General features: G+C 69.8%; 16 protein-coding genes and 1 tRNA gene. 14 read left to right on the forward strand and 3 right to left on the reverse strand.

The window, feature by feature from the left end; all coding sequences use genetic code 11:
* Positions 1-46 precede the first annotated feature (46 nt).
* The 5 genes from ACWDVW_RS09170 (at position 47) to ACWDVW_RS09190 (ending at position 3127) form a co-directional block, all read left to right on the forward strand.
* Complete coding sequence (locus ACWDVW_RS09170; RefSeq protein ID WP_350700299.1) at positions 47-376, forward strand: YbaB/EbfC family nucleoid-associated protein; 330 nt, start codon at positions 47-49, stop codon at positions 374-376.
* Position 377: 1 nt separating this feature from the next.
* Complete coding sequence (locus ACWDVW_RS09175) at positions 378-683, forward strand: hypothetical protein (RefSeq protein WP_449946311.1); 306 nt, start codon at positions 378-380, stop codon at positions 681-683.
* Complete coding sequence (locus ACWDVW_RS09180; protein WP_396741068.1) at positions 683-1378, forward strand: hypothetical protein; 696 nt, start codon at positions 683-685, stop codon at positions 1376-1378. Before ACWDVW_RS09175 ends, ACWDVW_RS09180 begins: the two co-directional genes overlap by 1 nt.
* Positions 1379-1709: 331 nt before the next feature.
* Positions 1710-2576, forward strand: coding sequence for a PSP1 domain-containing protein (locus tag ACWDVW_RS09185; protein ID WP_449946313.1), 867 nt, complete (start codon positions 1710-1712; stop codon positions 2574-2576).
* 47 nt (positions 2577-2623) lie between these two features.
* The gene (locus ACWDVW_RS09190) at positions 2624-3127 is read left to right on the forward strand and encodes an AAA family ATPase (RefSeq protein WP_449946315.1); all 504 of its coding nucleotides are present in this window, start codon (positions 2624-2626) and stop codon (positions 3125-3127) included.
* Positions 3128-3215: 88 nt separating this feature from the next.
* On the opposite strand, the gene ACWDVW_RS09195 is transcribed toward ACWDVW_RS09190, so the two are convergent.
* Positions 3216-5054 carry a metallophosphoesterase family protein gene (locus ACWDVW_RS09195; RefSeq protein ID WP_449946317.1) on the reverse strand — a complete coding sequence of 613 codons (1839 nt, stop codon included), beginning with the start codon at positions 5052-5054 and terminating at the stop codon, positions 3216-3218.
* Positions 5055-5179: 125 nt separating this feature from the next.
* On the opposite strand from ACWDVW_RS09195, the gene ACWDVW_RS09200 reads away from it, so the two are divergent.
* The 4 genes from ACWDVW_RS09200 (at position 5180) to ACWDVW_RS09215 (ending at position 9026) form a co-directional block, all read left to right on the forward strand.
* Positions 5180-5253, forward strand: a tRNA-Thr gene (locus tag ACWDVW_RS09200).
* A 445-nt stretch (positions 5254-5698) separates the two neighbouring features.
* Positions 5699-6064, forward strand: a complete 366-nt coding sequence (locus ACWDVW_RS09205; RefSeq protein ID WP_449946319.1) for a hypothetical protein — start codon at positions 5699-5701, stop codon at positions 6062-6064.
* An 11-nt stretch (positions 6065-6075) separates the two neighbouring features.
* Entirely contained in the window at positions 6076-8346 is a 2271-nt protein-coding gene (locus tag ACWDVW_RS09210) for a caspase family protein (protein WP_449946321.1), read from the forward strand.
* The gene (locus ACWDVW_RS09215) at positions 8343-9026 is read left to right on the forward strand and encodes a hypothetical protein (protein WP_449946323.1); all 684 of its coding nucleotides are present in this window, start codon (positions 8343-8345) and stop codon (positions 9024-9026) included. The genes ACWDVW_RS09210 and ACWDVW_RS09215 overlap by 4 nt, the downstream gene beginning before the upstream one ends.
* Positions 9027-9087: 61 nt before the next feature.
* Here ACWDVW_RS09215 and ACWDVW_RS09220 read toward each other — a convergent pair whose 3' ends face one another.
* A complete protein-coding gene (locus ACWDVW_RS09220) occupies positions 9088-9342 on the reverse strand; it encodes a hypothetical protein (RefSeq protein ID WP_449946325.1) in 255 nt (84 codons plus the stop codon).
* Between the two features lie 239 nt (positions 9343-9581).
* Between ACWDVW_RS09220 and ACWDVW_RS09225 the strand changes: the two genes are divergently transcribed.
* The 3 genes from ACWDVW_RS09225 (at position 9582) to ACWDVW_RS09235 (ending at position 11667) form a co-directional block, all read left to right on the forward strand.
* Positions 9582-9833, forward strand: a complete 252-nt coding sequence (locus tag ACWDVW_RS09225; protein WP_449946327.1) for a type II toxin-antitoxin system Y4mF family antitoxin — start codon at positions 9582-9584, stop codon at positions 9831-9833.
* A complete protein-coding gene (locus ACWDVW_RS09230) occupies positions 9830-11056 on the forward strand; it encodes a type II toxin-antitoxin system HipA family toxin (protein ID WP_449946329.1) in 1227 nt (408 codons plus the stop codon). Before ACWDVW_RS09225 ends, ACWDVW_RS09230 begins: the two co-directional genes overlap by 4 nt.
* A 194-nt stretch (positions 11057-11250) precedes the next feature.
* A complete protein-coding gene (locus tag ACWDVW_RS09235) occupies positions 11251-11667 on the forward strand; it encodes a VOC family protein (RefSeq protein WP_449946331.1) in 417 nt (138 codons plus the stop codon).
* Here the strand turns inward: ACWDVW_RS09235 and ACWDVW_RS09240 are convergent.
* Entirely contained in the window at positions 11658-12275 is a 618-nt protein-coding gene (locus ACWDVW_RS09240; protein WP_449946333.1) for a pyridoxamine 5'-phosphate oxidase family protein, read from the reverse strand. The genes ACWDVW_RS09235 and ACWDVW_RS09240 overlap by 10 nt on opposite strands.
* A 170-nt stretch (positions 12276-12445) precedes the next feature.
* Here ACWDVW_RS09240 and ACWDVW_RS09245 point away from each other — a divergent pair, with 170 nt between their 5' ends.
* Together ACWDVW_RS09245 and ACWDVW_RS09250 are read left to right on the forward strand one after the other, a co-directional pair.
* The gene (locus ACWDVW_RS09245) at positions 12446-12952 is read left to right on the forward strand and encodes a DUF2231 domain-containing protein (RefSeq protein WP_449946335.1); all 507 of its coding nucleotides are present in this window, start codon (positions 12446-12448) and stop codon (positions 12950-12952) included.
* A gap of 38 nt (positions 12953-12990) precedes the next feature.
* Positions 12991-13467 (forward strand): Hsp20/alpha crystallin family protein, encoded by a 477-nt coding sequence (locus tag ACWDVW_RS09250; protein ID WP_449946538.1) that lies wholly within the window; start codon positions 12991-12993, stop codon positions 13465-13467.
* Positions 13468-13471: the final 4 nt, after the last annotated feature.

Consider the following 13471-nt stretch of genomic DNA (forward strand, 5'->3'; position numbering starts at 1 on the left):
ACGGCGGCGGTACGCACAGTGAGGACGGCTGGGGAGGAGTCCGCTGATGCCGCGGGGCGAGATCGACGAGGCGTGGATCGAGGAGGCGGTCCGACGCTACCGCCGGATCGAGTCCCTCCAGGCCGAGTTCGACCAGGCCGTGGCGACGGTCGAGGTCACCGTCCGGTCGCCGGACGGACTGGTCGAGGTGGTGGTGACCGCCGGTGGCCGGATCACCGACGTGCGTTTCCTCGGCCCGCTGCACACCCGCCAGCCGCGCGACGTCGCGGGTTCGGTGCGGGCCGCGGTGACCGCTGCGGCGGACGCCGCCCAGTGGGCCCGGGAGAAGCTGCACAACGAGACGTTCACCGCCTACCGGCCACTGACGGGGGCGTGAGATGGACACCCTCCGGGCCCTGGCCGCACGCCTCGACGAGGCGAGCGCCACGCTGACCGCGCTGTCCCGCTCGGTCACCGCCGCCGACCCCGCGCAGGTCTCGTTCGGCGCGGACGCGCCCGGGCGGCCCGGTGAGATCGGGCGGGCGCTGCACCGGCAGTGGGTCAACGCCACCGGCGACCGGGCCCGTGAGGCGCACGCCGCCGCCGCGCAGTTGACCGCCACGGCGACCGCGCTGCGCCAGGCCGCCGACCGGTATACCGACACCGACTCCGCCGCCTCCCGCCGGTTGGCCGGGGAGAGGTGATGGACGCTCTGGACCGGCTCGCCGAGCCCGGGATCGACCTGCTGCGCCGGGTCGACACCCTGCTCGCCGCCGGGGCTCCGGAGGGCCACCGGGTCTGGCCGCTGCTGCGCCGGATGCAGGTGCTGCCCGGCGACGCCCTGCGCAGCTTCCTCGACCTGCGGGCGGCACCGTTGGCCGGTGCCGGGCACACGGTGCGCCGGCACGTGCACGGGTACGACCACGCCTGCGCCACGCTGACCGATCCGCTGCTCTGGTCCGGGCCGGCCGCCGCCGCGTACGGGCAGTCCCGGACGATGCTGCTGCGTCACCTCGACGACGGCCCGGAGAGCCTGGTGGGGCGGCTGGAAGCCACCGCCGGGTACGCCGACGCCCTCGCCGACTGGGTGGAGGGCAGCCGGCTCGCCGTCGCCCGCACCCTGGCCGAGGTGATCGGCTCGGCCGAGGCGGTCTCGGTGGTCGCGGCCACCACGATCACCCGCGAGTCGCCGCACTCCGGTCCCTCGTCGCCGGGCACGCCTGCCGCCGCCGAGATCGCGGCCCGGGTGCTGGCCGTGCTCTGCGTCGCGTACGACGGGGCGGAGACGCTGCTGCGGCAGTGGGCCCCGAGCCTGGCCGAGTCCCCGATGCGCGCGGCGTCGCCCCGGTTCCGCCCCGGCACCGCCCCGGGCGGGTCGACCACCCGCGTCGGCTGGTAGCAGCCCGGGCCGCCGGACCACCCCGGTGCACGGCCGTCGGTCGGCCTCGGCCGCTGGGCGGGGTGCGTCGGCACGCAGCACGGCGCCGCACGCGGGTGCCCGGTGAGGCCCTCGCGGCGGCGCCGTGACTTCCCTGCACCCCCCGCAGGTCTGTCCCCACACTCAACGCTGTCGAGCCCCGTTTGTCCCGTCCGTGACGGAGGATTCAGCCGTCCGGTCCGCCATCGTCGTACCGGTAGGTGGCACGGGATCGGTCGAGTCGACAGTCATGGATGATCACCCCTCACCTCGGCCCGACGGAAAACCGGCGGCGCGTCGTAGGGTGAGGAGCATGGGCATGCTCTGCGCGGTCAGCTTCCAGCGGTACGGGCGTCTCTACTACCTCGACCCGGGTGACTTCCGACCGCAGGTCGGCGACAAGGTGCTGGTGCCCACCGACGACGGGCCCGAGGTGGCGGAGTGCGTCTGGGCCGCGCAGTGGGTCAGCGACGACACCGAGGGCTTTCCCCGAATGGCCGGGCTGGCGCAGGAGGAGGACCTGCGCCGGGACGAGACGCTGCGGCGTCGCAAGGCGGAGGCGAAGGTCGCGGCGAAGCGGCTGATCCGGGAGCACGGCCTGCCGATGAAGGTGGTGGCGATCGACCACGTGCTCGGCAGCGCCGACGGCGGCGGCGAGCGCAGCACCATCTATTTCACCGCGCCGCACCGGGTGGACTTCCGTTCCCTGGTCCGCGACCTCGGGGCGACCCTGCACTGCCGGGTGGAACTGCGCCAGTTGTCGGCCCGCGACTCGGCCCGGGTGCAGGGCGGCATCGGCTCCTGCGGGCGTGACCTGTGCTGCGCCACCTTCCTGAACGACTTCGAGCCGGTGACCATCCGGATGGCCAAGGACCAGGATCTGCCGCTCAACCCGCTGCGCATCTCCGGCGCCTGCGGCCGGCTGATGTGCTGTCTCAAATACGAACATCCCCTGTACTCGAAATTCCAGGAGTCCGCGCCCGAGGTCGGCAGTCGCGTCTCCACCCCCAAGGGCGAGGGCCGGGTGGTGGGCCACAGCGTTCCCCGCGACGCCGTCACCGTACGCCTGGACGCCGACGGCTCGCGCTCCCTGTGCTCCCGCGCCGACGTGTGCGGTTCACGCCGCGCCTACGACAGCCGCGACCAGCCCGGCCCGGAGGGTGTGGCGCCCCGGCGGTGACCCGTGCGGGACGCCGTGTGCCGTGCCCCGCTCGCTATCCTGCCGCGATGGGTGTGCGGAACTATCTGATCGAGGGCGTCTCCGGCACCGGCAAGACCTCGGTCTGCAAGGAACTGCAACGACGCGGCCATCACGCCGTCAACGGTGACCGGGAGTTGGCCTACCAGGGCGACCCGGAGACCGGTGAGCCGGTGGACGGCTTCGGGCACGAGCACCACATCTGGCGGATCGAGGACGTGCGGACCCTGGTCGCCCGGGACGACGAGCCGCTGACCTTCTTCTGCGGCGGATCCCGGAACTTCTCCACGTTCATCGACCTCTTCGACGGCGTCTTCGTCCTCGACGTCGACCTGGAGACCCTGCGGCGGCGGCTCGACGCGCGGCCGACCGAGGAGTGGGGCGGACGACCGGCGGAACGCGCGCTCATCGAACGGTTGCACCGGACGAGGGAGGACATCCCGAGCAGCGGCGTCCTGATCGACGCCACCGCGCCGTTGAGCAGCGTCGTCGACGACATCCTCCGGCACGTGACGGGTTCCCCGGGAACCTGAGCACAGTGCCCGCCGAGCCTTCCGTACCGACCTCGTCCCGGATCACCGATGAGGGCGGCGGATGCGCCCGCCGCCCTCGTCGGTCCGGTCAGCGCAGGGTGACGGGAGGTTCGGCCAGGCGGGGACGCAGCGGACGGGCCGGGGCGAGCCAGGAGGCTTCGGGGGAGTCGTCGGGATTGACGCGCCACCGGCGGCCCACCCGGTCGACCGCGATCGGATAGAGGGTGAGCGTGCCGTCCGGGTCGATGCGCATCCGCACGAAGCCCTTGGCGTCCTCGATGCCCTGCCCGGCGAAGAGTTCGTTGACGTTCACCCCGAACGCGCTCGCGACCAGCAGGTACCCGGCCACCAGTTGACTGGCCACCACACCGATCACCGGCAGGTAGACCGTGGCGGCGGCCACTGCGGGCAGCGGCCAGGGCCAGTCGTGGAAGGGCAGCGACAGCCACGCCCAGGTGCCGGCGGCGCCCAACCCGACGTGGGCCAGCCCGTGCCCGACACCCAGCAGCCAGTGTCGGACGTGCCGTTTGCCGCTGGAACTGGGCGGCTTGGCGAACATGGCCGCCGCGAGCACGGTCACCAGCACCATCGCCACCAGCGGCACGCTGAACAGCCGCTGCTCGGAGGCCTCCGCACGGAAGTCGGTCACCCCGGCCATGGAGAGCATCAGCAGGGTGTGCAGGATGCCCAGCAGGGTGGAGAAGCCGGGATTGCGCAGCGGCAACCGGCCGAAGATCCCCCAGCCGTACCGGCGGGAGCGGGCCGCGTCGGGGTAGCGGGCGGCCAGCTCGTACGCGCGAGACGGGCTGGACCGGCGGGCCAGGGTGTCCCGGGGCGGCACCTCGATCTTCTCGGGCAGTTTGTGCGTCGGGTACAGGTACGCCCCGCCACTGCCCGAGGTGACCAGTTGTCGGCCGTCCGGCCCGGTGTAGCGGGCGTAGTGGTGCAGGTCGCCGGAGATCAGCAGGCGTACCCGGGCGCCGGTGGGCGCGACGATGGTCCGGATGAAATAGTCGATCGAGTCGTACGCGGTGGGCTGGTCGACGGCCTTCACCCAGGCCGGAGCCGGCACCGCCAGGATCACCTTGCTCTGCGGGCCCAGCTTCTCCGCCACCGCGTCGAAGTAGGTGAGCTGCGGATCGTCGACGTACGAGCCGGACTGGTCGTCGAGCCCGAGCAGCCACCAGTCGGCGGGCAACTCGGCGGCGAAGTACGAGCGGGACTGGCCGGTCCGCCAGCCGCCGAAGTGGCGGTCCCGGGTGCGGACGAACAACCGCAGGAACGCGGTCAGCCCGTCGTACCAGTCGTGGTTGCCGGGCACCGCGAAGATCGTCGGCTGCTCCGGCGGCGTGGTCGGCAGCGCCGCCTGGTAGGGCCCCTTGCACCGGTCCTCGTACGCCTCGTACGCGGCCGACGGGTAGACCTGGTCGCCGCCCATCACCAGGGTCTGCGCCCGGGGCAGCCGGTGCCCGTCCACCTCCAGCTCCCGCTGCGCGAGCAGGTACGCCACCGAGTACGTGGCGTTGAACCCGTCGCCCAGGTCGGCCACGTAGTCGAGCCAGAGCCCGCCGTCCGGCCCGACCTCACGGGCGACCTCCGCGTCCAGCGCCTTCTGGAGTTCCCGCTTGTCCAGGTACGCCCCGAACAGCACCGCCAACAACGTCCGCAGACCGGTGCTGATCAGCAGGAACGGCGCGAGCCACGGCACCGGCTTACGCGGCGTGAAGCCCAGCTCCAGCGGATCGGTGCTGCGCGGCCGTCGCGCCGCCCGCCCTCCGGAAGCCTCCTCGGCGTACGGCCCCAGCGGCGCCGCCCGACCGCTGGCCGGCTCCGGCTCGGTCGCATGCTCGGTGTGGGCTTCGGGACGCGTACCGTCACCGGGCGGAGGGTCGACCGGTTCGTCTCGGGGGATCTGGTCGTCGGTCACCCGCCGGAGCGTAGCGCCGCACGGTGGGGCGTGCCGACCCCGAACGTGCCCGTTGTCCGGTCCACCGAGTCCGGGGAATCCCGCTCCGCCCCGGCTTGGTGCGTGCCGTACACTTGGCGATCGTTGCCGCCTTAGCTCAGTCGGCTAGAGCGACGCACTCGTAATGCGTAGGTCGACGGTTCGATTCCGTCAGGCGGCTCGGATAGCGGCCCTGACCAGCAGAGATGCTGGTCAGGGCCGCTTCGTTTCACGACAGGTGTCGCAGGATCCCGCCGTCTCGGGGCTCCCGACGGTCGCCGCCGGGTGGTCACCCGATCGTCGAGCGGACGACGCCCGGCGCATGTGATTCGCGGCAGGCATGTCGTCGCGCCGTCCGGATGAAGTAGACCTCGGCGAATGGAAAATTGATCAATGACTGCGCTGGTGGGTCGAGTGGCGAGCGCTGTCGGATTCGCGACATAAGGCTTTCGGCTACAGTCCGGGTCGGGTCGAACACGTGGCTTTGCGGCGGATTCTCCCCCGTTCGACGAGCTGTTTCGGTTGGACGGCCAGCTCGGATCGCCCTGGTCGTCTGCTGACTGAGTTCGAACGTCGGGTCTACGATGACGCCATCTATCGCCGGCGCGACGAATGGGAACTCATCAGTGGATGTTGGTCAGCGGCAGGTAGAGATCGAATTGGTAGGTGTCGCCGACGCCGAGGCTGGTCGACTGGCTGCAGAGTTGCGCGACTATCTGCTCGACGAAGACCCCGATCTCGTTGTCGATCAAGTTCGGTCGGACCCTCGTACCCAAGATGTTGGTGCCCTGCTCGTGTTTATCCTTGCGACTCCCGCTGCCGTTGCGGTGGCGCGGGGCGTGCAGCAGTGGCTCGCGCGGCGGGCGACGTCGGAGGTCGTCTTCCGATCCAAAACCAATCAGCTCAAGGTGACGAATCTGCCGGCTCGTCGTGCCGAGGTGCTGGCACTGCAACTCGTGGCGTTGATCGAAGGCACACCTGGCGACGAGTAGCGGACGAGACGATGCCGGATCAAGCCGCTCAGCAGCCGCTCGTGATCATGCTTGGGGCGGATACCTGGCCGGCCTGGCCGGATCTCGACAAGCCGGTCATCGGTCGATCTCATGCTGCTTTTCTCGATTACGTACGTAACGGGCTCCACGTCCCCGGGGCACGCGTTCTTAACCTGTTCGGCTCGACCGCGAGCCCGCACGAAATGGTCGAGAAGATCCAAGGCTTCCTTGATCGAGGTCAGGCGGAGGCCACCGATGTCATCGTCTACTACGTCGGGCACGGTGACCGCATTCCGGACGGGGACGAGTTCGTCCTGCTGACAGCCTGTGCCACTCGAGCCGCGATCGATTCGTCCTCGCTTCGGGCCAGTCATGTGGCCGAAGCCCTTCGTCCTTGCGCCGGGAAGCTGCGCGTTCACCTCATCATCGATGCGTGCTTCTCCGCTGAGACCGCCCGGGCCTTCAACCGTCCGATCGGTAGTGTCGGCGTCGCCGTACTCGCGTCCTGTAGCAGTGGTGATCTCTCTTACGGCGACCCGGATGCCGATACGACGGTCTTCACTGGCGCGTTGCTGAAGGTGCTCTGGCGCGGGGAGCCGGGCCATGCGCGCCGGTTGTGTCTGCGCGAGGTGGGAACTCTCGTCAAGGACGAGTTGGCCGACCGGGACACGAAGACGTATCCCGAAGTCCACGATCCCGAGCAGCGCAAGGGGCGCATAAGCGAGGTTCCGCTCTTCCCCAATCCGCCGGTGCCACCCAGGCCGCTGGAAGACCACGCGGTCCGGCCGTGGTGTGCCGTGGTGTCCGCAGCGGACGTGCCGGCCGGTGGCACCAGCGTCGGGCAGTTCGGCGATGCCATCGAGGGGTTCCGGGAGATCTATCGCCGCAGCGTCGCCGACGAGACCGGCTGGCATCTGGGCGAGCATCCCGAGTTGGTGCGGTCGGCTGAGGTGTTCGGTTCCACCCGATCCTTCCAGGAGGCGGTGCAGAGCGTCTGCTCCGCCGACCTGGCCTTCTTCGACCTGACCGACTTGGAGCCGGCGGTCGTCGTACTGCTCGGCATGCGGGCGGTGGTGCGGCGAGGCGTGACCATCTGCTTCCTTCAGGAGAGTGAGGACAAGCACGGCGGGCTGGCTGGTGTGCCACCGTTCCTCCTACGGGACATCAACGTGGTGAGCTTCTCTCCAGGGGGAGTGCTTCCGGAGGACCTCCTGGGCGCTCGGGCGCTGGCCGGCATACGAGATCTCAGTCGGGCCCCGTTCAGGTATGCCGACCTGCCCGGCTTCGACGCCATCCGGCAGCTTCCACCGGTTCTCGACCGGACGGTCATTCCCTATCACGAGAGAGTCCTGGTCCTCTGCTCGTTCGACTCGGCGTACGGCAGCCGGAACTGGCCGGAGATCCAGCGCCGGTTGAAGAGAGCGGTCGAGGCCCGTCGGACATCTCGTGGTGACGGCACTGGGAATGCTGACGATCCCGAGATGCGTGCGTCGGTCCGAGTGGAGCGGACCCTCGACATGGGGTCGGCGCGGGTGGTGTCGGCGAATCTCCTGGAGGCGATCCGGCTCACCGACCTGTGTGTGTGCGACCTGACGGGTTGGAAACCCAACGTCCTGTTCGAACTGGGGATGCGGCTGGCGGCCCGGCCACTCGAACCCGTCTGCATCATCGACGGGACAGGGGCGGCCGAGAGCAACGGCCCGAACGCGGATCGGCTGGCACGCATCGCCGGGCAGGTCGCCGGCCTGACCTCGCTGTTACGGGTGATCGAGTACGAACTCGACTGCGGGAACGAGTTCTACTACGAGATCGTCGACCGGCATCTCGACATGGTGCAGGAACTCAGCGAAGGGCCGGTCCGTACCTGGGTGGGCGACTGCCTGGCGGTCGGCAGCCTCTACCGGGTGGCCTGGCAGTACGCGGACATCCACCACGAGCCGGCCACCGCGAGCGTGGTGGAGGCGCTGCGGACCCCGGCCCGGGCGCTGCACGTGAGCCGCCAACGGGGAAGTAGCCCGTACATCTTCCCGGCCACCCATCGGCTTACCGACGCTGCACGACACAGCGCCGTCGAGATGCTTCGCGCGGCCTGGCTCTACCTCAGGGACGCCCACGAACGGGGCAGGATCACCGGCGGAGACCTCGTCGAATTGAGAGACGTCGGCTACGACCTGGTGGCGCTGCTCTCCGAACCACTCGAACCGGACGATCGCGCATTCAGCGAGGAGGTGCTCGCGGTGGTGGACGACCTCGAGAGAGAGATGTCGGGTGAGGCATCATGAACCTGGAAGCGATCCTGAACGAGGCGGCGCAGCAGCGTAATCGGGCGCGAGCCCTGACCACGCACGGGCATCTCGAACGGGCACGCGGGGTGTTGGGTGTGCTCATCGACGGACTACGCGACGCGTTGGCACGCGTCGAGCATCTGCCGCACAAGACCCCGCCGGACGCCGCCCAACCGGATCTCTCCGACGTGCCGATCCGATCGCAGTTGGCGCGGGCGCTCGCCGACGCCTACGGGATGCTGGGCGGGGTGGAATGGCGCGACAACAACCTGGTGCGGGCGGCTGACGCCTATCGGCAGGGTCGTGATATCGAGCAGGGCGACGAGTACGGGGTGAGCGACTCCTACAACCTGACGAACTATCTGGTCGTCCTCATCCTCTGTAGTCCCGGTGAGCTGTCAGCCATGCGTGCCGAACTTGAGGCGGCCGTCGACACCGTACGCGCCCAGGTCGAGGGTGAACGGCGTGACCAGTGGTGGGCCTGGGCCGACTACGGCCTGCTCAGCCTGTTGTTGGGGCGCAGCGAGAGCGCCCTGCGTGCGTACGAGCGGTTCGAGTTGTGTGGTCCGCCGGCCTCGGACCGGCTGTCGTGCGCACGGGTGATCGCGTCGCTGCGGAGCGCGGGCGTGGTGGACGGCGAAGCTCTGCCGGACGGCGAGGACTGGCAACTGCGCTGACGGCGGGCAGGCCGGAAGTGGCGCTCCGGCCTGCCCGCCCCTGAAGCGACGTCACCACGCACTACGAATTCGACACGCCCTCGTTGAAGCCCTCGTTGAAACCCTCCATGAACGCCGAGAAAGACCCGGTCAGCAGGCACCCCGCACAGCACAGCGCGATCAGCATCGCCGGTACCGCGATCCACAGGACGATCGCCCACCCTCCGAGCCCAGCTTTGTTCGGCGGCTGCTGGGCGTACATCCCCGGCGGCGGCTGAGGCGGGTACTGGTGCGGCGGGTAGTACGGCTGCTGCTGGTACGGGTCGTGAGGATGCATCCGGCCATCGTTACCACGCACGGACTCGCGCGGTACCACCCGATCGGTACATCCCGGACCACCGAAGGGGGAGTCAAGAACCCGCACGAGCGTGCGGGATGTGGCACTGAGGGTGGCGATGGAAAGGTTGGCGGGCCCAAAACCGCACGATCGCGCTGCTTTGGTGGACCTGCGGGCTCTCGTTGCGCTAGTCTTGTGCAGAACCGCACGTTCGTGCGGCGTCGATGGGGGCCTGCATCATGCTCGAACTCGATCCTGGCGCCGCTTTCGCCGGTGCGGTGAGAAAGCGCCGGCGGCAGCTCGGTCTAGGGCAGGGCGAACTAGCCGACCTTGCCGGAGTGTCGGAGCGCTTCGTGTATGCGCTGGAGCGAGGAAAGCCCTCCGTCCAGTTGGACAAGTTCATAGCCGTGCTGTCGGCGCTGGGGCTCCACCTGGAGCTTCGTCGCGGTGGCGTGCCCGCCGTCACGCTCGGTGAAGGAATCCCCCGATGAGCGCACCGTCGGAGGGTGCCCTCGAAGGGCTCCGCTCGGTCGACGAGGCGGACGTATTCAAGGCGGGCCGGCATGCGGGCACGCTTGCCCGTACCCAGGACGGCATTGAATTCCGTTACCTGGATACGTGGATCGAAGCCGGAGGGGCGCCCGTCGCCACCACCATGCCGGTGACGACTGAGCCGCTCGTCCGTGCCGGGGGTGCACTTCCCGCCTACTTCACTGGATTGCTGCCAGAGGGGCGTCGACTCGGTGCCCTTCGCCGCGCGGTGAAGACGTCGGCCGACGACGAGTTGTCCCTCTTGCTCGCGGTCGGGTCCGACGCGGTGGGCGACGTGCAGATCGTGCCGGCAGGTACGCGGCCGGCAATGGTGCCGCCGCGGGTGGTGATCGACGAGGTCTCCTCCATGAGCTTCGCCGACCTGCTGATCGAACTGGGCATTCGTGCGCAGCGAGAGGCACTTCCCGGCGTCCAGGACAAGACGAGTGCCGCGATGATCAGCCTGCCGGTCGCCCGTGCCGGCGAACGTCACATCCTCAAGCTGAACCCCGCTGAATATCCACATCTTGTGGAGAACGAGAAGTTCTTTCTCGACGCTGCTCGCAGGTCAGGTCTGAAGGTGCCGTCTAGTCGACTGGTCTTCGACGCTCGTGGGATACCGGGTTTGCTGGTCGCCCGCTTCGATCGCGTCACTGTGGACGGCCTGCCGCTGTCGCTGGCTGTCGAAGACGGCTGTCAAGTGTTGGACCGCCCGCCTGCCGACAAGTATCGAGTCGGTGCCGACCGCACTTTCGCGGGCCTGGCCGATCTCTGCGATGCCCGTGCCGTCGCCGGTCAGGATCTGATTCGACAGTTGGCCTTCGCCTACCTCACCGGCAACGGCGACGCACATGCAAAGAACTTCTCCGTGCTTCAGGGCCGCGACGGTGAGTGGCGGATCTCTCCCGCCTACGACCTGCCAAGCTCATACCTCTACGGCGACAAGACTATGGCCCTGTCGATCGGAGGCCGCAGCGGGGGCGACTTCAGGGCTGCCGACTTCGTCGGCCTGGGAAAGACACTTGGCGTGCCGGAGCGTGCGGTGCGGCGGGTCCTGACCGGCATCACCGAACGGGCTGACGCCTGGCTGGATGAACTGCTCTCTCTGCCGTTCGAGAAGGGCAGACTCACCAAGCTCGGACGCGTGATCAGATTTCGGCGCGGCCAACTTGCCCTGAAGTGAGCCGCGGGCACCAGGGTTGGAGCCGCCCAGGGGCCCGGCCTTCTCGGTGCGGGCGCTCCGGTCGCCCGGCGCTGGCTGCTGCCCGTAGCGGCGGGTCACCGGTCCGACTCCCCGGCGGCGGATCCCGCCCCGTGTCACAGGTGGCGCCCATACTCGACGGCACCATGCTCGCGAAGACAGTCGGAGGTCCTGCCGTGCCGTACGCACCAGTCGTTGTCAGCCTGCCGATCGCCGACCGGCAGGTCTCGCACGACTTCTACCGGGACGCCCTCGGTCTGCCCACGATCGGTGAGCCGGCCGAGGACGGTCTGCCCGAGCCGTTGCAGTTCGAGGTCAACGCCGGGTTGCGCCTGATGCTGGTGCCGACCGGTGGCTTCGGCTGGGTGCTCGGCGGCCGGGAGGTGGCCGACCGCCGGCACAGCGAGTGCGTACTCGGGTTGACCGTGGACGGTCCGGCCGAGGTCGGCAGCCTGTTCTCCCGCGCGCGTGACGCCGGTGCCGAGGTGGTCACCGAGCCGGGGCCGCAGCCCTGGGGTTATACGGGCACCTTCGCGGACCCGGACGGTCACCTGTGGTTGATCACCGCAGCCGATGGGGTCGGTCAGGCGTAGAGCTTCCGGACGTACTCCGGTCCGTAGTGGCGCTCCAGGTCGGCCAGGGTCTCCACCGGGTTCTGCACCTCCTTGATCAGGCGGGCGGTGCTGGGCAGCGGGTCCGCCGGCCAACTCTCCGGCTGCCACAGCCCGGAGCGGAGGAACGCCTTCGCGCAGTGGAAGAAGATCTGCTCGATCTCCACCACCACGGCGAGCACCGGGCGGTGCCCCTTGACCACCATCTGGTCGAACCAGGGCGCGTCGCGCAGCAGCCGGGCCCGCCCGTTGATCCGCAGGGTGTCGCCACGCCCCGGGATCAGGAAGATCAGCCCGACGTGCGGGTTGTCCAGGATGTTGCGGTAGCCGTCGGCACGCTTGTTGCCGGGGCGCTCCGGGATGGCGATGGTCCGGTCGTCCAGCACGAGGGTGAAGCCCGGCGGGTCGCCCTTGGGCGAGACGTCGCAGGCGCCGTCCGCCCCGGCTGTGGCCACCAGGCAGAACGGCGATGCGGCGAGCCACTGCCGGTCGCGCTCGTGCAGCGTGGTGCGTTCCTTCTCGGCGGCGCGGGGTGTCGGGGTGCCGAGCAACTCCCGTAACTCCGCCAGCGAGGTGATCTCTGCCGTCACTGTGTGCCTCCCCGTGAAGTTGAACCCGGTGGCGGCATCCAGGCGAGAAACCGCCACGGTCAGTGTAGGCGCGCCTACTGTGAGGGGCTGTCCCCCCTGATGGGCGGGGGTGTGGCCGTGACACGAGCCGTCGACGGCGAAACGACACCCGAGCAGTGGAGGCCCGGAGCATGGAGAGTCGACTCAAGATACTGGGCCACCCGGTGCATCCGATGCTGGTGATGTTCCCGGTGGCCCTGCTGGTCACCGCCGTGTTGTTCGACCTGATCGACACGCTCGGCGGACCACGGTTCCTCGGCGAGGTGGCGTACTGGAACATCACCGTCGGGTTGGTCGGTGGCCTGCTGGCCGCGGTGGCCGGGGCCTTCGACCTGCTGGCCATCCCCGCCGGGACCCGCGCGAAGCGGGTGGGCATCACCCACGCCGTGGCGAACCTCGCGGTGATCCTGCTCTTCGCCGCCGTCTGGGTGGTACGCCTCAACGCCGACTCACGGGCCGCCGGTGGCGCACTGATCGCGATCGAGGTGGTGGCGCTGGGCATCCTCGGCGTCAGCGCCTGGCTGGGCGGGGAACTCGTCGACCGGCTCGGCGTCGGGGTCGACCGGGACGCCCACCTCGACGCGCCGAGTTCGCTGCGTTCGGCAGCGGCCGGCCAGCCGGCAGGTGGTGTGCGGTGACCCGGGGCTGGCGTGGCGGTCAGCAGGGCTGGGATCCGATGGGCGAGTTGCAGTCGCTGCGCGCCGAGCTGAGTCGGCTGCTCGGTGGCCGCCCGGGGCCGCCCGAGGTCGAGTTGGGCGAGATCCCCGACGGCTGGGAGGTGCTGGTCCGGCTGCCCGGCGTCGCGCCCGAAGAGGTGGCGGTCGAGTTGGACGACCGCGAGCTGTGCGTACGGGCCCGGACGGAGGCCGAGGTCAACGCCGATCACGGCATCCCCGGCGGATTCGAGACGCGGGGCTTCGAGTACCGCATACCGCTGCCGTCACGGGTGGACCCGGAGGGCATCGACGCGGTGATGGACCACGGCCTGCTGCGGGTACGGCTGCCCCGGGCGACCCGGCCCGCGCCCCGCACCATCACCGTCGGTCGCACCGGGCCGTACCCGACCGCCACGGGTGCGTCGCGCGGCGCCGACCCGGCAGCGGACCGGGAACTCCACCAGCCGGACGTCGCCCCCGGCGAGTACGAGCGGTAACCCC

The sequence above is a fragment of the Micromonospora sp. NPDC003241 genome (assembly GCF_053589795.1).